The organism is Pseudomonas sp. GW460-LB5, assembly GCF_059423245.1.
On record NZ_JBWKXT010000002.1, the window covers coordinates 26,681 to 48,532 of the forward strand.

The window sequence follows — 21,852 nt, forward strand, 5'->3', positions numbered from 1 at the left end:
ATTGTTTTATGCGTCTAACAGCACGGTCTCAGTCGCATTCGTTGAGTTTTGAGTGGGAGGCGTGGGCTACTGCAACCGGTCTTGGCCGCAGCAGCCCGGGTCCATCAGTTGCCGCTGACCAACTGGTGTGCCAGCTGGTTGTGGCGCTCCAGCACGCGTGGCAGGTCGACGGTGGCCAACTGGCCGTCTTTCACCACGACGCGGCCGTTGATCACGCTGGTGTGCACCTGGGTCGGGGTGCAGAACACCAGTGCCGCCAGCGGGTCGTGGTGGCCACCGGCATAGGCGACGTGGCCGAGGTCGAAGGCGACGAAGTCGGCGACCATGCCCGGGGCCAGGGCGCCGATGTCGTTGCGGTTGAGCACCTTGGCGCCGCCGAGGGTGGCGATTTCCAGTGCTTCGCGGGCGGTCATGGCGTCGGGGCCGAAGCCTACCCGCTGCAGCAGCAGGGCCTGGCGCACTTCACCGATCATGCTGGCGCCGTCGTTGGAGGCAGAGCCGTCGACCCCAAGGCCCACCGGTACGCCGTGGTCGCGCATCTTGCGTATCGGGGCAATGCCCGAGGCCAGGCGCATGTTCGAGCATGGGCAGTGGGCGACGCCGGTGCCGGTGCGGGCGAACAGCTCGATGCCGTGCTGGTCGAGCTGCACGCAGTGGGCATGCCATACGTCGTGACCGACCCAGCCGAGGTCCTCGGCGTACTCGGCAGGGGTCATGCCGAACTTTTCGCGGCTGTAGGCGATGTCGTTCATGTTCTCAGCCAAGTGAGTGTGCAGCGACACGCCATAGTGGCGTGCCAGCACGGCGGCTTCGCGCATCAGGTCACGGCTGACCGAGAAGGGTGAGCAGGGTGCTACCACGATGCGGCGCATCGAGCCGTGGCTGGCATCGTGGTAGTCCTCGATCAGGCGTTGGGATTCCTTGAGGATGTCAGCTTCCTTTTCCACCACCGCGTCCGGCGGCAGGCCGCCCTGGCTCTGGCCCACGCTCATGCTGCCGCGCGCGGCGTGGAAGCGCATGCCGATCTCGGCGGCGGCGTGGATGCTGTCGTCCAGCTTGCAGCCGTTGGGGTAGATGTACAGGTGGTCGCTGGAGGTGGTGCAGCCCGACAGGATCAGTTCGGCCATGGCGGTCTGGGTCGACACCGCGATCATCTCAGGGGTCAGGCGCGCCCAGATCGGGTACAGGTTGGTCAGCCAGTTGAACAGCTCACCGTCCTGGGCTGCCGGCACCACGCGAGTGAGGCTCTGATACATGTGGTGGTGGGTGTTGACCAGGCCTGGGATGACCACTTTGCCGGCCATGTCGAGGACCACGTCGGCCTGTTGTGGCAGGGTGTCGGTGGGGCCGACCTGGGTGATCAGGTTGTCTTCGATGTACAGGCCGCCGTTCTTGATCTCGCGGCGTTCGCCGTCCATGGTGACCAGAAGTGCGGCGTTTTTGACGAGGAGGGTTTGCTTACCGGTTGCAGATAACATGGCTTAAGCCCGTTGCAATACGCCTTGGCGATTACCGAGGTCGTAGGCGAGGGATAATGTAATCAGGAAACCTGTAAGTTGTATACATTCAACTGCAATTGATGATCTTGATTCATTCAATTCGTGAAAAATAACCAAAAATAGGAATTTTATTTACCAATAGACTGGCAGCATCTTTTCTGGAGCCTGTTTTGATGTCTGCTTTTGAACCCCGCCTTGGGGCTACTGCCACCGGCCGTACTGCTGCAATCAGCGTCGCGATCCTTGCCTTTTCGGCCTTTTTGATCGTCACCACCGAGTTCTTGATTGTCGGCTTGTTGCCCGCGCTCAGCCAGGACCTGGGGGTTTCCATTTCGATGGCGGGCCAGTTGGTCACGCTGTTTGCCTTTACTGTGATGCTAGCCGGCCCATTCCTGACGGCGGCATTGGCGCACCTGGACCGCAAGCGGTTATTCATCACCATTCTGCTGGTATTTGCCGCAGCCAATGCATTGGCTGCGGCCTCGACCAGTTTCTGGGTGCTGGCCATCGCGCGGGTCGTGCCGGCACTGGCGTTGCCGGTGTTCTGGGGCACGGCCAGTGAAACGGCCGGCCAGTTGGCCGAGCCTGATAAAGCAGGGCAAGCCATTTCCAAGGTGTACCTGGGCATCTCGGCGGCGATGTTGCTGGGTATTCCGCTGGGCACCGTGGCGTCCAATGCCGTGGGTTGGCGTGGCGCATTCTGGGTACTGGCCGCCCTGTCGTTGCTGATGGCACTGGCCATGTGGGTGTGGATGCCGCACGTTGCACGCGCGGCAAAAGTCGACTTCATGCAGCAGGCACGCATTTTCAAAGAGCGCTTTTTCCTCGCCAATGTGCTGCTTTCGGTGGTGGTGTTCACCGCGATGTTCACAGGCTACAGCTACCTGGCCGAGCTGCTGCAGCGGGTGGCGGGTGTACCACCCGCGCACACCGGTTGGTGGCTGATGGGCTTTGGCGCGGTGGGCCTGCTCGGCAACTGGATGGGTGGGCGGGCGGTGGACCGTTCACCGCTCAGGGCGACGGCGCTGTTTCTGGTGCTGCTGGCCATCGGCATGGCGGCAATCGTGCCGTTGGCCCATGCAGGTCTGGTGTTCTGCCTGGCACTGGGGGTGTGGGGTGTGGCCAACACAGCGCTGTACCCCGTTAGCCAGGTGCGGGTGATGGGTGCTGTGACGCATGCCCAAGCCTTGGCCGGTAGCACCAATGTGTCCGCGGCCAATGCGGGGATTGGCTTGGGCGCTGTACTCGGTGGCTTGACCATCCCTGGCCTGGGTATCGAATACCTGGGCTATGTTGCCGCAGGCGTGGCGCTGGTAGCGCTGGGGCTTGTACCGCTGGTCGCCAGCCTTGCGCATCAGCGCGCATCGCTTGCCCGCGTACCATGAGGCGTCAGCCGAGGCAGCAGGTAGTCCAGCAGCGCGCGGACCTTGGGTAGCCCCTCGCGGCTTTTGAGCCACACCAGGTTCATCGGCAGGCCGTCGGTGGCCAGCGCGGGCAACACTTCGACCAGGCGCCCTTGATCGAGGTGTTGCTGGGTCAGCCAGGTAGGTAGCTGGCCAATGCCATGACCGGCCAGCACCGCTGCAACTTCCCCTTCGCCGTCGCCTACCGCGATGCGCGGCTGTACGGTGCGGCGTTCCATTTCGCCAGCTTGGCGGCCCTTGAAGAACCAGGGGCTGACCCTGCCGTCGGTATGCCCGTAGCCGACGCAGTGGTGGTGTTCAAGGTCGCGTTCGTCTTGCGGTACGCCGTGCTTTTCGAGGTAGGCGGGTGCGGCACAGAACATCAGGCGCTGGGCGCCAAAATACTGGTGGCCGAGCGCCGCCGGCCAGGCATCCGGGCCACCGATGCGCACCACGATATCGATGCCCTCGTGTACCGGGTCGACAAAGCGGTCAGAAAACGACACGTGCGGCTGCAGCAAAGGGTGTAGGCGAATGAAGTCAAGGATCAGCGGCAGCACATGCAGGCGGCCGTATGAGGCTGGCAGTTCTATGCGGACTTTGCCATGGGGTTCGTTGTCGCGGTTGACCAGCGCGTGCTCGACCTCTTCCAGGTCGGCCAGGACCGAGGTGCAGGTGCGGTAGAAGATGACGCCAGCCTCGCTGAGCGACAAGGTGCGTGTGGTGCGGTTGAACAGGCGTGCCCCCAGGCGGGCCTCGAGCCGGGCCACGCTTTTGCTGATGGCCGAACTGGTGAGGCTGAGCCGCTCTGCGGCTGCCGTGAAGCTGCCCAGATCAGCGACGGCAACGAATACATCAATGCCTTTGAGGCGTTCGGAGGAGTGCATGACCGGCCTTTTTGATGAATTTATTTCCATTGTCAGTGGAGCATATTGAATGCTGACAAGGAAATTTCATCAATGGCGTATGTGTATCAGCCCTTCGTGCAGCAGCAGGTTTGCCCGCGAAACAGATGACGCGTTGTTCGCAGGCAAACCGGGCCATGCCGTCAGGTTCAACTGCCCTGCGGCATTTCTCCACGCGCCAGCCCGGTTAAACATGGCCAGAATCGGGTAGTTGCGGTAAAGCCGGGTGTTCAGGCGCTGGTTGAACTCCAACAGGGCCAAGATGGCCAGGTCGATGTCGAAGTTGTACACCCGCTCCAGTGTCCCGGCTTCGCTGCCCAACGACGTCTCCAGTTCGATTTGCGGGTAGCGCGCCATTGCGCGAGGCGAAACGGCATTGTGCTGGGCAGCGCGCCAGTCAGGGTTTGTGCACGGTTCATGACGGTTTCCTTTTGTTCTCTGGCGCCGGCCCACGGGGCACGGCGAGTCGGCACTCTTGAAAGGTGCTACAGGAAAAACGCGAAATGTCCGGCGGCTTGCGCGCCGATGAAATTGCGCCCGCGGGCGCCCTGCATTGCGGCGTCGATCATCGCCTCGGCCTCGGCGGCTGTCACGCCATAGTCTGCAAATTCAGTGCGCACGCCCAGCTGATGGAGAAATGCTCGCAAGCGCTGTTGGGCCGCTGCCAGGTCGCGGCCGAAGGCCTTCTGCAAGGTCTGGTCACGCTCGGCATCACGGCCCCAGGCCAGGCCCAGCACCAACGGCAGGGTGAAGGAGCAGGCGATGCCGTGGGGCAGGCCATGGCGCAAGGTCATTTCGTAGGAAATGGAGTGAGCCAAAGCGGTCTTGGTGTTGGAAAAGGCCAGCCCGGCCTTCAGTGCAGCCAACGCCATGCGTGCCCGCAGCTCGCGGTTGCCCAGGTCCTGCTGCAGGCGTGGCAGGCAGTCGAGAATATCGTCGATGGCCGACAGGGCGAAGGTGTCGGAAAGCGGATTGGCGTTGTGGTTCCAGATCGATTCCAGCGCGTGGGACAAGGCATCCAGCCCGGTGGATACCGTCACCCCGGCCGGGACGCTGAGCATCAGTTCCGGGTCGATCAGCGCCACGCTGGGCCATGTACAGGTCAGGTGCAGCGAGTACTTCTTCTGCTGGCCGGCGTCCCACAAGGTGGCCCATGGCGTCACCTCGCTGCCGGTGCCAGCGGTGGTGGGTGCTGCTACCAGGGTCTTGTGTCGCGCCGGGGTGAACGGTTTGCCGCTGGCCAGCAGCTCGAGCAGTTCATCGAAGTGGCCAGAAGCGGTACCGACGATCAGCGCCTTTGCGGTATCGATGGCGCTGCCTCCGCCCAGCGCCAGCACCGTATCGCAGTCGCCGTGCCGTGCCCAGAACGCTTCGTGCACACCCCGCAGCCAGGCGACATCCGGGTTGGGTTGCACCTTGTCGATCACACACACCAGTCGCTCGCCCAGCAGGCTGCGTACCCGCGCGACCAGTCCGAGCTGTTCGGCCTCGGGGAAGGTGACCAGGGCGACCTTGCCGGGGCAGTGTTGGGCGATCTGATCCAGGCTGCCACCGCCAAAAATGGTGGTGACCGGGTTGTGGAAGCAGGCAGGCATGGGCAGTTCCTTATTGTTGTTGGAAGGTGCAGCCATGCTCGTCGGCGGGCAGGTTTCGATCCAATCGATTGATTGCAGGGGGCTATCGGTTGAGCCGATAGCTGGTGCAAGGGGCATGGGCTTGAACTCCAGGCATGGTCTGCCCGTCGCGCGCCAACCGGGCGCACGCGGCAAGGGGTGGTTGGGCGACGCGTCAGTGGCGGGCGTTGCCCTGAATGGCGTGCCGCAGGCGGTTGGAGAGCAGATCGGCGAGCACCACCATCAGGGTGATGACCAAGATGCAAGTGGCGGTTTCCTGGTACTTGAACAGCTTCAGGCTGCTGACCAGTTCGAAGCCCAGGCCACCGGCACCGACCATGCCCAGCACCGTAGCCGAACGCAGGTTCACCTCGAAGCGATACAGCACCACGGCGATCCAGGCGGTGATCACTTGCGGCAGCACGCCAAAGGCGATCACCTGCAGTGGCCGCGCACCGGTGGCCTGTAGCGCTTCAATGGGCCCTTGGTCGATTTCCTCGATGCTTTCGGCAAAGAACTTGCCGAGCATGCCCACACCATGCAGCGCCAGGGCCAGCACGCCAGGAAAGGGCCCCAGGCCTACCGCCGAGACAAACACCAGGGCCAGGATCAGCTCGTTGATGCTGCGAATCACGTTCAGCAGCTGCCGGGTGCCCTGGTACAGCCAGCGGTTGCCATGCAGGTTACGCGCGGCCAGAAAGCCCAGCGGCACGGCGAGCACGATCCCCAGCAGGGTGCCCCACAGCGCGATCTGCAGGGTTTCCAGGGCCGGGCGCCACAGACTGGGCATTATGCTCAGGTCTGGCGGCAGCGAGCGGCCAAGGAAATCCCCGATCTGTGGCAGCCCGTTGGCCAGCTCGCCCCAGCTTAGCTGTGCCCCTTCAGCGCTCCACTGCAGCACCAGGACGATCGCCACTAACAGCGCGCCAGTGCCCAACCAGCCACGGGCGCGAGTGGGTGTGTTGACCAGCCATTGATGGCTCTGCGTGTTCATGCCGAGGCTCCTGTGCCCGTGGCCAGCATTGGCCGTGGTGCAGCCATTGCCTGCGCAGGCTCATTGGCTGATGGGGTGTGATAGATGTGCTGCAGTGCGGCTTCGTCCAACTGACCGGGTTGGCCGTCGAATACCAGGCGCCCGTTGGCCAGGCCGACGATGCGGTCGGCGAATGCCCGCGCCAGTTCCACCTGGTGCAGGTTGCACACCACGGTAATGCCGAGCGTGCGGCTGATTTCGCGCAGGTACTGCATCACCACATGTGCGGTGTTCGGGTCGAGGCTGGCCACCGGTTCGTCGGCCAAAATCACCTGTGGTCGCTGGGCGAGCGCACGGGCGATACCCACCCGCTGCATCTGCCCGCCAGACAGCGCATCGGTGCGCGACCCGGCCTTGTGCTCAAGCTCGACCCGGCGCAGGCAATCAAGGGCCAGTGTCACGTCGTCACGGCGGAACAGCTGCAGCAGCGAGGCGAGGGTGCTGCAGTGGCCAAGACGGCCGGTCAGCACGTTCTTGAGCACCGACAGCCGCGGCACCACGTTGTGATGCTGGAAGATCATCGCGACCTGCCGGCGCAGCGCGCGTTGGTCGGCTGCACGCATGGCGTTTACCCCGGCCACTTGCAGCTCCCCGGTGTCGGCCTGGGCCAGCCGGTTCATGCAGCGCAGCAGGGTCGACTTGCCGGCGCCGGACTGGCCGAGGATCACCACGAATTCACCGGCCTGAACATCCAGATCGATGCCGCGCAGTACCGGGTTGTCGGCGTAGCCCTTGGTCAGCTGGCGGATGCGGATCATTTCAGGCTCCGCAGGTCGAGGTCGAGCACTTTGGCGGTGTCACGAACCACGTTGTAGGCCGCGTCAGTGGTCGGCTGGAAGCCATTGAGCATGCCTTGGTCGCCCCATGGCACGTCCTTGATCCCGGCAAAGGCGGTGCGCAGTTTGGCCTGCAGTTCGGGGTCGAGGTTGTTGCGCCAGACCATCGGTGACTCGGGAATGTCCGGTGAGGTCCACACCACCTGGAAGTCCTGTTGCTGAACCTGCCCGTTGTTCACAGCCCCGGCCAGGATACGGTCGGCCACGGCCGCCGCATCAACTTTGCGGTTTGCCACGGCGAGAATGCTGGCATCGTGCGAGCCGGAGAAGATCACCCGTGAGAACAGGGTTTTCGGATCATGGCCAGCGTGCTCCAGGCCGGCCTTGGGGAACAGGTGGCCGGAGGCCGAGCTGGGGTCGACGAAGGCGAAGGTGTGGCCCTTGAGGTCGTCGAGCGTACGAATGCCGCTGTCCCGGCGGGCGATGATCAGGCTGTGGTAGGCGCTGCTGGCGGTCTTTTTGGTCACCGCCACGGCAAAGGCTTCGGCCCCCGCGACCTGGTTGGCCAGTACGTAGGAAAACGGGCCGAGATAGGCGACGTCCAGCTTGCCGGCGCGCAGGGCTTCGATCACCCCGTTGTAGTCAGTCGCGACGAATGGCTTGACCGGCATGCCCAGGCGCGCCTGCAACTGGTCGAGCACCTGCTGGCTGCTCTTGATCATGGCCTGGGAGTCTTCCGACGGGATCAGGCCGACGGTCAGCACCTGCTGCGCCTGCACGGCGGGGGCGAGCAGCAGTGGCAGCAGGGCGAGGCGGGCACAGCGCAACAGTTTCGGGAAGGGCGTCATGGCAGTACCGGAGTGGTTGTTGTCGGTAGCGCCAACGTTAGGGCTGTCATGTGACAGTCACAGCATCAATTCAATATGCGTTTGGCCAGCCAACCATTCAAAGGATCTATGGATGTCTACCGCTCGCCTGCGCACCTTTCTTGCCGTGGCCCGGCACGCCAGCTTCAGCGCTGGGGCCAGGGCCATCGGCCTCAGCCAGCCGACCGCGACCAACCAGATCCAGGGGCTGGAACGCGAATTTGATGTCGAGTTGTTCCACCGCCGCGGTCGGCGCATCGAGCTGACCGCAGTTGGCCGTGCCTTGCTGCCCATTGCCCAGCAGATGTCGATGCTCGAAGCCGAGGCGACCAGCCTGCTGCGCGACAGTGGCCAGCTCAACCGGGGTGAGCTGAAGATCGGTGCAGTGGGGCCGTTTCATGTGATCGAAATGGTCGACCGCTACCGGCAGGCGTACCCACAGATCGACGTGTCCATCCGCGTGGGCAACTCGGCGTCAGTGCTGGCCGACCTGCAGGGCTATGTGACCGATATCGGTGTGTTGGCGGGGCTGCACCATGACCCGGCGTTTGTCGCACAACGTTATGCCAGGCACCCGGTCATCCTGTTCGCCCGCGCCGATCACCCCTTCGCCCGCCACGATCAGGTGCCGCTGCAAGCGCTGCAGGGGCAGCCGTTGCTGCGCCGTGAGCAGGGTTCGACTACGCGGCTGGCGCTGGACAACGCGCTGGAAGCGGCGCAGGTAACACCGCGCATCGCCATGGAAATCGGCAGCCGCGAGGCGCTGCGCGAGGCGGTGATCCGTGGCATCGGCATTGGTGCGGTGTCCGAGGCGGAATACATTGCCGACCCGCGCTTGAAGGTGATCCGCATTGCGCACGACCCGGTGTACACAGAGACTTACCTGTATTGCCTGGCGGATCGGCAGTGCAGCCAGGTCATTGCGTCGTTTCAGCGTTGCCTGCAAGCCTGGCACGGCTAGGTTACACCGTGCCTGCTCAGCATCCGCCGTGTCACACCGCGTCGCGGCTGTTCACGCCATCGAGCAACCGCGCAATCCCCAGCGGGTTACCGTTTTTCAACGCATCCGGCAGCAGTGCATCGGGGTAGTTCTGGAAGCACACCGGGCGCAGGAAGCGGTCGATGGCCAAGGTACCGACCGAGGTGCCGCGTGCGTCGGAGGTGGCCGGGTAAGGCCCGCCATGCACCATCGCATCCGACACCTCCACCCCGGTCGGGTAGCCGTTGAGCAGCAGGCGCCCGGCCTTGCGCTCCAGCAGCGGCACCAGCGAGGCATAGGCCGCCAGGTCGTCAGGCTCGGCAATCAGGGTGGCGGTCAGCTGGCCCTGCAGGTGGTTCAGCGCTTCGGCCAGTTGCTTGGCATCGGCGACCTCCACCACTACGGTGGTGGGGCCGAACACTTCTTCCTGCAGCAGCGGGTCGCCGTTCAGCAGCAGGCTTACGTCTGCCTTGAACAGCTGCGGCTGGGCCTGGTTGCCGGTGTGTGGCTGCCCGGCCAGGTGCTGGATACCCGGGTGCGCCAGCAGATGCTGTACACCGTTCTGGTAGCTGCGCAGGGTGCCGGCGTTGAGCATGGTCTGCGGGCCTTGGTCGGCCATGCGTGCAGCCAGCGTTTGCACGAAATGCTCGAACTGCGGCGACCGGATGCCCACCACCAGGCCTGGGTTGGTGCAGAACTGCCCGCAGCCCATCACCACCGAGGCGGCCAGTTCGCCGGCTATTTGCTCGCCACGGGCTTGCAGCGCCTGGGGCAGTACGATCACCGGGTTGATGCTGCTCATTTCGGCAAACACCGGAATTGGCTGCGGGCGTGCTGCCGCCATGTCGCACAGGGCGCGGCCACCGCGCAGCGAGCCGGTAAAACCGACCGCCTGAATGGCCGGGTGCTTGACCAGCGCCTCGCCCACACCGGCACCGTAGATCAGGTTGAACACGCCTGCCGGCACGCCGCTGCTGGCTACTGCGCGGTCAATGGCGGCAGCCACATGGGCGGCAGTGAGCATGTGCCCGCTGTGTGCCTTGAATACCACCGGGCAGCCAGCGGCCAGCGCCGAGGCGGTGTCACCGCCAGCGGTGGAGAACGCCAGCGGGAAGTTGCTAGCGCCGAACACGGCCACCGGGCCCACGCCGATTCGGTACTGGCGCAAGTCCGGGCGCGGCAGCGGGGTACGCTGGGGCAGGGCACGGTCGATGCGTGCGGCGTAGAAATCGCCACGGCGAACCACCTCGGCAAACAGCCGCAGCTGGTTGCTGGTGCGGCTGCGTTCGCCACGGATGCGGGCTTCGGGCAGCGCGGTTTCGCGCATCACATGCTGGATGAAATCGTCACCCAGTGCGTCCAGCTCGTTGGCAATGGCGTCGAGGAAGGCGGAACGCTGGGCCGGGCTGGTGCTGCGGTAAGCCGGGTAGGCGGCCTCGGCGGCCTGCACGGCGGCCTCTACTTCGTCGCCGGTCGCCTGGTGGAAGGCGTATGGCAGCGGCTCACCGGTGCGGGCGTCGACGCTGTTCAGCAGTACGTCACCGTTGCCGCTGAGTTGGCCGGCGATATGGTTCAGGCGATGTTCGATGGACATTTCGTTTCCCGTTGGCAATGACAGTCGTTGCGCTGAGACTGTAGGGCGCGAACGGGGGGCTGAATAATGATTAATGCGGATCGGGTGATAACGACCAGTTATCACCCCGAGTTTTGCGTCACTCCGCCATCTGCAACTCCGGCAGCTTCACCCGGAACGCGCGAGTCAGCCCCATCAGCACCACCAGGCCCATGCCCATCCAGCACAGGCCGATAGTGAACGACAGGCTGGTCAGGCTGCTCCACAGCCACAGCGTGCTGAGAAAGCCCAGACCAGGAATGGCACCATATAGCAGGTAGTTGCGGCCACCGCGCAGTTTCTGGTCGACCAGATAGTGCTTGACCACCGCCAGGTTCACCGCCGAGAAGGCGAACAGCGCGCCAAAGCTGATCATGTTGGCCACGGTGTCGAGGGTGATCACCAAGGCGATCAGCGACAACAGGCTGACCACCAGGATGGCGGTGGCCGGCACGCGCTTTTTCGTCATCAGTTGGCCGAACGCCCGCGGCAATGCGCCGTCGCGGCCCATGGCGAACAGCACGCGTGACACGCTGGCCTGGGACACCATGGCCGAGGCGAAGCAGCCGGCCACGTAGGTGGCAGTGAAGGCGGTTACCAGCAGTTCGCCGCCGACACGGCGCATCACATCCACAGAGGCCGAATCCGGGTCAACGAAGCTGCCCCAGTCTGGGAACACCATCTGCGCGCAGTACGACACCACCAGGAACAGCAAGCCACCGATCAGCGAAACGGCCAGGATCGCCACCGGTATGCGGTAGGTCGGGTTGGTCGTTTCTTCGGCCATGGTCGAGACGGCGTCGAACCCCAGGAAAGACAGGCACAGCACCGCGGCGCCGGTCATGATCAGCGGCGCGCTGAAGCCTTCGTGGTGGAAGGGCGCCAGCAGCGATACCGGCTCCGCCTGTCCGCTGAGCTTCAGAATGGACAGGGCGACAAACACAATGATGAACACCAGTTGCATGACCACCAGGATCCAGTTCACCCGGGTGATGGACTCGATGCCGATCAGGTTGAGGAAAGTGACCAGGGCGATGGAGCCTGCCACCCACACCCAGGCGTGGATGGCCGGAAAATACTCCGACATGTAGATGCCGATCAGCAGGTAGCTGAGCAGCGGCAGGAATATATAGTCGAGCAGCAGTGTCCAGCCGGTAATGAAGCCGATATGGCTGCCGAAGGCCTTGCGCGTGTAGGTGTAGACCGAGCCGGAGTAGGGGTGGGCCTGGACCATGCGGCCATAGCTGTAGGCGGTCAGCAGCATGGCGGCAAGGGTGAGCAGGTAGGCGGTGGGCAGGTGCCCTTTGGTCATCTGGGTGACCAGCCCGTACGTGGTGAATACGGCCAGGGGCACCATGTAGGCCAGGCCGAACAGTACCAGGGCAGTCAGCCCCATGGACTTGCGGAAACGGCCGGTATTGGCGCCGGGGTGCGCGGCGGTGTCATGGGCGGGGCTATGGGCTGTACTTGTTGTTGTATGCATTGCTAACTCCTGGAAAAGGATGCAGGACACCGCAGTACGCGAGCAGGCTCGTTACCGGTGGGTGAAGTGCAAGGAGGTCGAGCGGAAGGCTCGCAGCGCTGGGGCGGGTTGATGCTCCCACACCCTGCAGGTACCCGGAATCACCCTTTGGGGTGAGCGGGAACAGCCCTTGCCCGGCTCACCCCAAAGGGTGATTTCGGCGGCGGCGGTGGCGTGGGAGTATCTGGTCAACAACGCACCGCACTGGCGGCGGTGTCACTGAATAGGAACGGCAGGCCCACAGTGACTAATCAATTGCTTTCAGAACAGTGGTTCGAGCACCTGGCCAAGGTCACCGAGGCAATCGGCCGGCCGGGCTTTGCCGCCAACCTGTTTGCCGCACTTGGCGTGATCCGGCCGATCCAGGCGACCACGGTGTACCTGTACCCGCACGACGGCATGCCTTGTGCGCTGTTCGAGCAGGACGACAAGGCACCCTGGCAGCCCGAGGGCAATGTCAGCCGCTACTTGTCTGGCTTTTACTTGCTCGACCCGTTCTACGGTGCCTGTGTGGAACAGGTAGCGTCGGGGTGCTATGGGTTGTTCGAAGTGGCACCCGACCATTTCGAGGTCAGCGAGTACTACCAGTCGTTCTACCGCCACTCGCACCTGGAGGATGAGCTCAACTACATCTTGCAGGTCGCGCCGGGGCAGAGCCTGGCGGTGTCGCTGGCGTTTACCGACAAGCTGGATGCGCACACCCGCGAGCTGTTCGGGCGTATCACGCCCTGGGTGCTGGCGGTGCTGAGCAAGCACTTCGCCGGCCTGGACAGCCGTACCGGGCGCTTCGAGAACATCCTCGAACAACGCATCCACGCCGCGCTGAACAACTTCGGCAGCTCGCTGCTGACCGAGCGTGAGTGCCGTATCGCCCAGCTGATCCTGCGTGGCCACTCGACCAGGTCGCTGGCCGAGCGCCTGGGGGTGTCGGAAGACACCATCAAGTCGCACCGCAAGAACGTCTACGCCAAGCTCGACATCGGCACCCAGTCCGAGCTGTTCTCCCTGTTCATCGACGCGCTGGCCAATGCCCAGGGCGTGCTGGGCAAGGACCCGCTGGAAAGCTACATGGGCAAGCTGCGCTGAGCGCCAGCCACCCTGCAACCCCACCGCAAAGGAAAACCAACAATGAATGCGCCTTTCGCCCCGCAACGCCAGACCCGCGACTACCAGGCAGCCGATGCCGCGCACCATATCCATGCCTTCCTCGACCAGAAAGCGCTGAATGCCGAAGGGCCGCGGGTGATCGTCGGTGGCGAACGCCTGCACCTGTGGGACAGCGAGGGCAAGCGCTACCTGGATGGCATGTCTGGCCTGTGGTGCACCCAGCTCGGCTATGGCCGTCGCGACCTGACTGTCGCCGCGGCCACGCAGATGGACCAGCTGGCCTACTACAACATGTTCTTCCACACCACCCACCCGGCGGTGATCGAACTGTCCGAGCTGCTGTTCAGCCTGCTGCCCGGGCACTACAGCCACGCCATTTACACCAACTCCGGCTCCGAGGCCAACGAAGTGCTGATCCGCACGGTGCGCCGCTATTGGCAGGTGGTCGGCCAGCCGAACAAGAAGGTCATGATCGGCCGCTGGAACGGTTACCACGGCTCGACCCTGGCGGCTACGGCGCTGGGCGGCATGAAGTTCATGCACGAAATGGGCGGGCTGATCCCGGATGTTGCGCACATCGATGAGCCGTACTGGTACGCAGAGGGTGGCGAGCTGACCCCTTCCGAATTCGGCCGCCGCTGTGCCTTGCAGCTGGAAGAAAAGATCCTGGAACTGGGGGCCGAGAATGTCGCCGGCTTTATCGCCGAGCCGTTCCAGGGCGCAGGCGGCATGATTTTCCCGCCGGAAAGCTACTGGCCGGAAATCCAGCGCATCTGCCGCCAGTACGATGTGCTGTTGTGCGCCGATGAGGTGATTGGCGGCTTTGGCCGCACCGGGGAGTGGTTCGCACACGAATACTTCGGGTTCGAGCCCGACACCCTGTCGATTGCCAAGGGCCTGACCAGCGGCTATGTGCCGATGGGTGGCCTGGTGCTGAGCAAGCGCATTGCCGAGGCACTGGTGGAACGCGGCGGGGTGTTTGCCCACGGCCTGACCTATTCCGGCCACCCGGTGGCGGCGGCGGTGGCGATTGCCAACCTGAAGGCGCTGCGCGACGAAGGCATCGTGACCCAGGTGAAGGATGACACCGGGCCGTACCTGCAGCGCATCCTGCGCGAAGTGTTCGCCGACCATCCATTGATTGGCCAGGTACAGGGCGCCGGCTTGGTGGCGGCGTTGCAATTCGCCGAGCACAAACCGACGCGCAAACGCTTTGCCAACGAGAATGACCTGGCCTGGCAATGTCGCACCTTTGGTTTCGAGGAGGGGGTGATCATTCGCTCAACCTTGGGCCGGATGATCATGGCGCCGGCCCTGATCGCCAACCACAGCGAGCTGGATGAGCTGGTGGAGAAAACCCGCATTGCCGTGGACCGCACCGCTCGGTTGGTTGGCAAGCTCTAAGCCGTTGCCAAGGGCAACCGGTTTCCCCTGTGGGAGCGGGCATGCCCGCGAACACCGGCCAAGCCGGTGCCATCCTCCGTGTCGCCTGATTCGCGGGCACGCCCGCTCCCACAAGGGGGAGCACGGCGCGCTTGCGGACTGTGCGGTACCTGTTACTTCCGCAAAATGATCGCCACTGCGGTCGCCTGGAGTACAAATGTACACCCTCGAATGCTGGCAACAACGTGCCTCTGACCTCTACCTGCCATCCAAAGCGCTGATCAATGGCAAACCCGTCGACGCACAGGATCGCAACACCTTCGCCGCCATCAACCCCGCCACCAACACCGTACTGGCCCAGGTCGCCGCCTGCGGCCAGGCCGAGGTCGATCTTGCAGTGGCCAGCGCCCGGCGCGCGTTCGAACATGGCCCCTGGCCGCGCATGGCCCCCGGCGAGCGCAAGAAGGTGCTGCTGCGCCTGGCCGAGCTGATCATGGCCCATCGCGAAGAACTGGCGTTGCTGGACTCGCTGAACATGGGCAAGCCGGTGATGGACGCCTACAACATCGACGTGCCGGGCTCGGCCCATGTGTTTGCCTGGTACGGCGAGGCACTGGACAAGCTCTACGATCAGGTGGCACCCACTGCGCCCAATGCACTCGCCACCATCACCCGGGAAGCACTCGGCGTGGTTGCCGCCGTGGTGCCATGGAACTTCCCGCTCGACATGGCCGCCTGGAAGCTTGCTCCGGCGCTGGCAGCTGGCAACAGCGTGGTGCTCAAACCTGCCGAACAATCACCATTCTCGGCGCTGCGCCTGGCCCAGCTGGCGCTGGAAGCCGGCGTGCCGGAAGGGGTGCTGAACGTGGTGCCGGGCCTGGGCGAGCAGGCCGGGCAGGCGCTGGGCCTGCACCCGGATGTGGACTGCCTGGTGTTCACCGGTTCCACCCAGGTGGGCAAGTACTTCATGCAGTACTCGGCGCAGTCCAACCTCAAGCAGGTGTGGCTGGAGTGCGGCGGCAAAAGCCCCAACCTGGTGTTCGAAAACTGCCAGGACCTGGACCTGGCGGCGGAAAAGGCCGCATTCGGTATTTTCTTCAACCAGGGCGAGGTGTGTTCGGCCAACTCACGGCTGTACGTGCAGCGCTCCATCCATGACGAATTTGTCGAGCGCCTGCAAGCCAAAGCCCGCCAGTGGTTGCCCGGCAACCCGCTGGACCCGGCGAGCCGTGCTGGTGCCATTGTCGATGCCGAACAAACCGGCCGCATCGAAGCCGCCATTGCGCGCGCCGGGCAAGAGGGCGCACGGTTGGTGTGTGGCGGTCGGCGCCTGAGCATCGAAGGCTCTGACAACTACATCGAGCCGACCATTTTTGCTGGTGTGGATGCCCGCATCAGCCTGGCGCAGGAGGAAGTGTTCGGGCCAGTGCTGGCAGTCAGCGCCTTCGACACTGAAGAAGAAGCGGTGCGCCTGGCCAACGACAGCATCTATGGGCTGGCGGCATCGGTGTGGAGCGATGACTTCAACCAGGTGCACCGGGTAGCGAGGGCGTTGAAAGCCGGCACCGTGTCGGTGAACACGGTCGATGCGCTGGATGTGACGGTGCCCTTCGGCGGTGGCAAGCAGTCGGGGTTCGGGCGCGACCTGTCGCTGCATTCGTTCGACAAGTATTCGCAGCTAAAGACTACCTGGTACCAGTTGCGCGGCTGAGGTTCGCAGAGCACCCGGCATTGCCGAACGGGTGATGGCGATTGCCGACAACTTCGAGCGCAGGAATGCCTGCCACCTGATGCAAGCATCGGGCGACAAAAAATCAGATCAGGCTGACAGTTATGTCCGCCGCAGCAGTTTCAGCGCCTGTGAGATCGAGCGCCGCCCGCGCGGCGCTCGATCTTGCAAACGCTGCAAACCTTTCGGCGTACCTCACTCGTACCCTTGCACCCCGGCAATGTGCCGTCCGGCCACATAACCAAAGGTAAGCGCCGGGCCCAGGTTGATGCCACCCGACGGGTACCAGCCACCAAACACGCTGGCCATGTCTGTACCCGCCGCATACAGCCCCGGGATCGGCTGCCCGGCCTCATCCAGCACGCGGGCACTGCCATCGGTGCGCAGCCCGGCAAAGGTGCCAAAGCAGCCAGGCTTCACCTTCACCGCATAGAACGGGCCATGCTCGATGGGCGCTACACAAGGGTTGGGCCCTTTGTACAGCGGGTCGCCCTGTTTGCGGTTGAACGGTGTAGAGCCACGGCCAAATGCCGGGTCCTGGCCTTTGCGGGCATGGGTGTTGAAGTCATCCACCGTGGCGCGTAACCCGGACGGGTCGATCCCACAGGCCTGGGCAAGTTGTTCCAGCGTGGCGCCACGTTTGAGGTAGCCATTGCGCACATGCGGCCATACCGGCAGCGGTGCCGGGCGGGCATGGCCCAGGCCATAGCGGCGCAAGAAGCGATGGTCGCAGACCAGCCATGAGCACACTTCCTCAGCCGGCGGCACCGCCGCGACCATGGCAGACACATAGTCGTAATAGCCATGCGCTTCATTGACAAAACGCTTGCCGTTGGCCAACACGCCTATGATGCCGGGCTTGCCGCGCTCGATGATGTGCGGGAAGTGGCCGACGCTGCCATCGCGGTGCGGCACTTGCGAAACCGGTGCCCAGGCCACAGGCGATTTGAGGTCGGTGGCGACCACGCCACCGGCCGACTCACCCAGGCGCAGCCCGTCACCGGAACAACCCTGTGGCGGCAGGGCGAGGTTGTCGTAGCCGCTGGCATCACGCGGGAAAAGCTGCCGGCGCCGGACGTTGTCGTTGGGGAAGCCACCTGCCGCGAGTACCACGGCCCTGGCCCGGATCTGCCGATCACCTTTCGGTGTGCTCACCAGCACCCCTCGCACCTGGCCATCTTCGACCAGCAGGCGTTTGGCCGGCGCCGATTCCTGCAGGTGCACGCCCAGGTCTTGTGCCGACTTGGCCAGGCGCGCCACCAGCGCCACACCATTGACCAGGTGCATCGCCCGGCCATACCGGGCCAGGTGATACAGGTGCCGGCCAAAACGTTTGCACACGTGCAGCAAGGCCTTGGGCGACCGGGTCATGTTGAGGAAGGCGGCAAGGTCGGCGCCGGCCATGATCGGCATGCCCATGAACGAGGTTTCGCGAAGGGTCTTGCGCAGGCGTGGCAGCAAGGCGCCAACCTGGCGGGCATCGTACGGCGCAGCGATCACCTGGTGCCCGCCCTGGGCGGCACCTGGCGTGTCGCCATGCATGTCCGGAATACCGTTGCCGTCGGCAAACTGCAGGGCTGTGTGCTTCTCGAAGAACGCCACCATATGCGGGCAGGCCTCGAGGAAGGCATCCACGCGCTCGGCGTTGTAATACGCCCCCAGCTCATTGCGCAGGTAGGTGCGTGGCTGCTCGATGTCTTCCACAATGCCCGCCCGCTGTGCCAAGGGGTTGCGTGGCACCCATGCCCAGCCGCCAGACCAGGCGGTGGCACCGCCAAACACGGGCTCCTTCTCTAGCACAATCACCTTCTGCCCATGCCACGCAGCCGTCACGGCCGCAGCCAGCCCGGCGGCGCCGGAGCCTATGACCAGTACATCGTATTCGGTATCAAGAGCAGCAGAAGGCATTGCGGCGTTCCTGTTTTGTTATTAGAACAAGGTTCCATATTTTTGTCCGCAGCGCCTGTGCCTGCAAGGGCATAGCCGCTTGGTAAGGCAACTACTGGGCGATAACCGGACATTTCACCGCGTCCTGGCTGCGCCCTCTACCGCTGATGTGGAATCATCTTCTAGAATCCGCAAAAAATTCAGGGACCTGTGTCATGGCTGGTAGTCAGATCGAACGCGCCTTCAGTCTTGTAGAAAGCCTTACCGGTGAACCTCAGGGGCTGCCATTGCAAACCCTGGCCGAGCGCCTGGACATTCCCAAGAGCGCAGCCCACCGCATGCTCACCGAGCTGGTGCGGCTGGGCTATGTGCGGCAGAACCGCGACAACAGCCGCTACCAGTTAACGGCAAAGCTGGTGGCGCTTGGGTTTCGTTACCTGTCCAGCAACGGCGCCGACATCATCCAGCCGATTCTCGACCGCCTGGCCCAAGACAGCGGTGAGCTGGTGCGCCTTGGGGTGATCGACGGTGCCCGGCAGACCTGGATCGCCAAGTCCCAAGGCGCCCGCTCCGGGCTGCGCTACGACCCGGACATGGGCCGCGATGCGCCGCTGTTCTACACCGCCTCCGGGCACGCCTGGCTGGCCAGCCTGGACGATGAGCAGGCGCTGCAGATGGTGTTGCGCCAGGGCATTGCCGACCCTTCACAGTTCGGCCCGAACGCGCCACGCTCCACCGACGCGCTGCTCGCCTACCTGCACCGTGCCCGGGAGCTGGGATATGCCTGGGTGGAGGAAACCTCGGCCGTCGGGACCTCGGCCTTGGCGGCGGTGGTGCGTCGCCCGCAAACTGACGAGGTGATCGGCGTATTAAGCATTGCCGGCCCCAGCGCACGGATGGCGCAAAGCCGCCTGGCAGAACTGGCGCCTCTGTTGCTGGCGGCGGCGCAAGAGCTGTCCGCTGCTAGCCGGGCAAGCGAATTATTCGCCTGAAGGCACATTACTGGTCGATTACCGCACAGTCTGTTCTGCCGGTTCTTTTGAAAAACTGAACATGGTTCTAAATTGTCGAGTACTGATTCTGGAATCTGGTTTCAGAATCAGCACAACAACAATCACAAGAGGACAGGCTGTTGAACGCACCCCTTCGTATTGCCCTGATCGGCGCCGGCATCATGGGCCGCCAGCACTACCAGCACTTGCGTAATGTGCCGCAAGCCCAACTGTGTGCGATAGCCGACCCCGGTCCGCAGGCCGAAGTTTTTGCCGCCGAATGGGGTGTGCCCTGTTTTGCCGACCACCGACAGATGCTGGAGCGTGTGCGCCCCGAGGCAGTGATCGTTGCCAACCCGAACAACCTGCATGTGGCGACCGCGCTGGATTGCATCGAGGCTGGCGTGCCAGTGCTGGTCGAGAAACCGGTGGGTGTGCACCTGGATGAAGTCCGTGCGTTGGTAGAGGCATCGCGCAGCCGGGGTGTACCGGTGCTGGTTGGCCATCACCGGCGGCACAATCCACTGATCACCAAGGCGCACCAGGTGATTGCCGACGGCAAGCTGGGCCGGCTGATCAACGTCACCGCACTGTGGCAGCTGCAAAAACCTGACAGCTACTTCGACACCCCATGGCGTCGCGAGCCGGGGGCTGGCTTCTTGCTGACCAACCTGATCCATGACCTCGACCTGCTCCGCCATCTGTGCGGCGAGGTGGTGCAGGTGCAGGCATTCACCCGTAACGACGTACGCGGTTTTGCCAACGAAGACAGCGCGGCGGTGCTTTTGCAGTTCGCCAACGGTGCGCTGGGCAGCCTCACCGGCTCCGATGCGGTAGCCGCGCCCTGGAGCTGGGAGCTGGACTCTGGCGAAAGCCCGATGTACCCGCGCCAGGATGGCCAGCCGTGCTATCTGCTGGCTGGCACCCAAGGGGCGTTGAGCATTCCCCAGCTCAAGCGCTGGCACTACGCCGAGGCGGGGTCGGGCTGGCACACGCCGCTGCTGCAGAGGGAAGAAACCATTCCTGGCGGCGAGGCATTGACCTTGCAGTTGCAGCATTTCGTGCGGGTTGCCCGCGGTGAGCAGGCGCCGCTGATCGACGCTGCCGACGCTGGCCGCACCCTGGCGCTGGTCGAAGCCATTCGCCAGGCCTCACAAAGCGGCCGAGCCTGTGCGCCCGAGCAGATTGCCTAAGCCGACCTTGACTTATTTTTGGTGACGAACAATGACTGATCGAATTTTCTCCCTCGCCGCCCTGACGGTCCTCGAACTGTCCCCGCCGGACATGGTCGAGGCAGCTGCCCGCGCCGGTTACAGCCACGTTGGCCTGCGCCTGGTGCCGGCCACCGAACAGGAGCAGCATTTCCCGCTGGTGGCCGACGCCGACCTGCGCCGGCACACCCAGGCGCGCCTGCGCGACACCGGTATCAAGGTGCTCGACCTGGAGATACTGCGCCTGAAGCCCGAAACCTGCGTGGCCGATTTCGAGCCTATTCTGGCGGTAGGCGCCGAGCTGGGTGGCACAGAGCTGCTGGTGGCTGGCAACGACCCGGATGAAGCCCGTCTGACCGAGCGCTTTGCCGCGTTGTGTGACCTGGCAGCGGGGTATGGCATTTACCCGCATCTGGAGTTCATGCCCTGGACTGATGTGCGCGACCTGAGCCAGGCCATGCGGGTGGTGGCCAACGCCGACCGCAGCAATGGCTGCGTACTGGTGGATGCCTTCCACTTCAATCGCTCCCGGTCTTCGCTGGACGACCTGGCACAACTGGCGCCGCAGCGCATGCGCTACGCCCAGCTGTGCGACGTCGCCGGCCCGGTACCGGCCGACATGGACGAAATCCTGCGCCAGGCGCGTAACGAGCGGCGCTTCCCTGGTGACGGCGATGCCGATCTGGTCAGCTTGCTGCGCGGCTTGCCGCCAACCGTGCCGCTAAGCCTGGAAATCCCCACTCGGCAGTTGCTTGAGCAGGGCATCAGCGGCGAACAGCGCGCGCGTATGGCGCTGGAGAAAGCCATGGCGGTATTGGCCACAGCCTGATTCGACCGGCAATGTGGCTTTGCGGGAGCAACCGTCTTGCTCACACGATGAAGTTTGCACGATCACAGTGGGACCGGGCTTACCCGCGAACACCGGCGGAGCCGGTGCCATTCACCGTGTTGGATTCTTCGCGGGTAAACCCGCTCCCACAGGTAATCGCGCAGGCTTCAGGCTTATGCAGTACCTGTGGGGACAACTGTCTTGCACAACACCTGAGAGCTAGCGCGATCATTGTGGGAGCGGGCTTGCCCCGCGAACACCGGCGAAGCCGGTGCCATTCACCGCGCTGGATTCTTCGCGGGCACGCCCGCTCCCACAGGTAATCGCGCAGGCTTCAGGCTTATGCAGTACCTGTGGTGACAACTGTATTGCGCAACACCCGAGAGCTAGCGCGATCACTGTGGGAGCGGGCTTGCCCCGCGAACTCCGGCGGAGCCGGTGCCATTCACCGTGTTGGATTCTTCGCGGGTAAACCCGCTCCCACAGGTAATCGCGCAGGCTTCAGG

At 64.0% G+C, this 21,852-nt stretch carries 18 protein-coding genes; 8 read left to right on the forward strand and 10 right to left on the reverse strand.

Annotation, left to right across the window (positions count from 1 at the left end; genetic code table 11):
- Positions 1-104 precede the first annotated feature (104 nt).
- Entirely contained in the window at positions 105-1,478 is a 1,374-nt protein-coding gene (locus AC07XM_RS02225) for an 8-oxoguanine deaminase (protein ID WP_016486098.1), read from the reverse strand.
- A 194-nt stretch (positions 1,479-1,672) separates the two neighbouring features.
- Here AC07XM_RS02225 and AC07XM_RS02230 point away from each other — a divergent pair, with 194 nt between their 5' ends.
- The gene (locus tag AC07XM_RS02230) at positions 1,673-2,884 is read left to right on the forward strand and encodes an MFS transporter (protein ID WP_095114874.1); all 1,212 of its coding nucleotides are present in this window, start codon (positions 1,673-1,675) and stop codon (positions 2,882-2,884) included.
- Here the strand turns inward: AC07XM_RS02230 and AC07XM_RS02235 are convergent.
- The 6 genes from AC07XM_RS02235 to phnD form a co-directional block, all read right to left on the reverse strand.
- Positions 2,854-3,789, reverse strand: coding sequence for a LysR family transcriptional regulator (locus tag AC07XM_RS02235; protein ID WP_095114875.1), 936 nt, complete (start codon positions 3,787-3,789; stop codon positions 2,854-2,856). The two genes, AC07XM_RS02230 and AC07XM_RS02235, sit on opposite strands and share 31 nt — an antisense overlap.
- A 69-nt stretch (positions 3,790-3,858) precedes the next feature.
- A complete protein-coding gene (locus AC07XM_RS02240; RefSeq protein WP_371919283.1) occupies positions 3,859-4,164 on the reverse strand; it encodes a type 2 periplasmic-binding domain-containing protein in 306 nt (101 codons plus the stop codon).
- A gap of 128 nt (positions 4,165-4,292) precedes the next feature.
- Positions 4,293-5,402, reverse strand: coding sequence for an iron-containing alcohol dehydrogenase PsrA (gene psrA / locus AC07XM_RS02245; RefSeq protein ID WP_023047304.1), 1,110 nt, complete (start codon positions 5,400-5,402; stop codon positions 4,293-4,295).
- Between the two features lie 193 nt (positions 5,403-5,595).
- The gene (phnE, locus tag AC07XM_RS02250; protein ID WP_016486103.1) at positions 5,596-6,414 is read right to left on the reverse strand and encodes a phosphonate ABC transporter, permease protein PhnE; all 819 of its coding nucleotides are present in this window, start codon (positions 6,412-6,414) and stop codon (positions 5,596-5,598) included.
- On the reverse strand, positions 6,411-7,211 hold the full coding sequence (gene phnC / locus AC07XM_RS02255) for a phosphonate ABC transporter ATP-binding protein (protein ID WP_102689905.1): 801 nt from the start codon (positions 7,209-7,211) through the stop codon (positions 6,411-6,413). Before phnC ends, phnE begins: the two co-directional genes overlap by 4 nt.
- Entirely contained in the window at positions 7,208-8,077 is an 870-nt protein-coding gene (gene phnD, locus AC07XM_RS02260) for a phosphonate ABC transporter substrate-binding protein (protein ID WP_082421969.1), read from the reverse strand. The genes phnC and phnD overlap by 4 nt, the downstream gene beginning before the upstream one ends.
- A 112-nt stretch (positions 8,078-8,189) precedes the next feature.
- On the opposite strand from phnD, the gene AC07XM_RS02265 reads away from it, so the two are divergent.
- Positions 8,190-9,056 carry a LysR substrate-binding domain-containing protein gene (locus tag AC07XM_RS02265; protein ID WP_016486106.1) on the forward strand — a complete coding sequence of 289 codons (867 nt, stop codon included), beginning with the start codon at positions 8,190-8,192 and terminating at the stop codon, positions 9,054-9,056.
- Between the two features lie 31 nt (positions 9,057-9,087).
- On the opposite strand, the gene AC07XM_RS02270 is transcribed toward AC07XM_RS02265, so the two are convergent.
- Entirely contained in the window at positions 9,088-10,668 is a 1,581-nt protein-coding gene (locus AC07XM_RS02270; protein WP_102689906.1) for an aldehyde dehydrogenase (NADP(+)), read from the reverse strand.
- Between the two features lie 118 nt (positions 10,669-10,786).
- Positions 10,787-12,169: an APC family permease gene (locus AC07XM_RS02275; protein WP_060516325.1), complete on the reverse strand. Its 1,383-nt coding sequence runs from the start codon at positions 12,167-12,169 to the stop codon at positions 10,787-10,789.
- Between the two features lie 282 nt (positions 12,170-12,451).
- On the opposite strand from AC07XM_RS02275, the gene AC07XM_RS02280 reads away from it, so the two are divergent.
- The 3 genes from AC07XM_RS02280 to AC07XM_RS02290 all read left to right on the forward strand — a co-directional run bounded on the left by AC07XM_RS02280 (position 12,452) and on the right by AC07XM_RS02290 (position 16,409).
- The gene (locus AC07XM_RS02280; protein WP_016486109.1) at positions 12,452-13,294 is read left to right on the forward strand and encodes a helix-turn-helix transcriptional regulator; all 843 of its coding nucleotides are present in this window, start codon (positions 12,452-12,454) and stop codon (positions 13,292-13,294) included.
- A 42-nt stretch (positions 13,295-13,336) separates the two neighbouring features.
- Complete coding sequence (locus AC07XM_RS02285; protein WP_102689907.1) at positions 13,337-14,719, forward strand: aspartate aminotransferase family protein; 1,383 nt, start codon at positions 13,337-13,339, stop codon at positions 14,717-14,719.
- A 196-nt stretch (positions 14,720-14,915) separates the two neighbouring features.
- Positions 14,916-16,409: an aldehyde dehydrogenase gene (locus tag AC07XM_RS02290; RefSeq protein WP_016486111.1), complete on the forward strand. Its 1,494-nt coding sequence runs from the start codon at positions 14,916-14,918 to the stop codon at positions 16,407-16,409.
- 213 nt (positions 16,410-16,622) lie between these two features.
- Here the strand turns inward: AC07XM_RS02290 and AC07XM_RS02295 are convergent, their stop codons facing one another.
- A complete protein-coding gene (locus AC07XM_RS02295) occupies positions 16,623-18,335 on the reverse strand; it encodes an FAD-dependent oxidoreductase (protein ID WP_023047999.1) in 1,713 nt (570 codons plus the stop codon).
- A 194-nt stretch (positions 18,336-18,529) separates the two neighbouring features.
- On the opposite strand from AC07XM_RS02295, the gene AC07XM_RS02300 reads away from it, so the two are divergent.
- The 3 genes from AC07XM_RS02300 to AC07XM_RS02310 all read left to right on the forward strand — a co-directional run bounded on the left by AC07XM_RS02300 (position 18,530) and on the right by AC07XM_RS02310 (position 21,346).
- Positions 18,530-19,306, forward strand: a complete 777-nt coding sequence (locus tag AC07XM_RS02300; protein WP_016486113.1) for an IclR family transcriptional regulator — start codon at positions 18,530-18,532, stop codon at positions 19,304-19,306.
- Positions 19,307-19,446: 140 nt separating this feature from the next.
- Positions 19,447-20,499, forward strand: a complete 1,053-nt coding sequence (locus tag AC07XM_RS02305; protein ID WP_102689908.1) for a Gfo/Idh/MocA family protein — start codon at positions 19,447-19,449, stop codon at positions 20,497-20,499.
- A gap of 31 nt (positions 20,500-20,530) precedes the next feature.
- The gene (locus AC07XM_RS02310; RefSeq protein ID WP_016486115.1) at positions 20,531-21,346 is read left to right on the forward strand and encodes a sugar phosphate isomerase/epimerase family protein; all 816 of its coding nucleotides are present in this window, start codon (positions 20,531-20,533) and stop codon (positions 21,344-21,346) included.
- Positions 21,347-21,852: the final 506 nt, after the last annotated feature.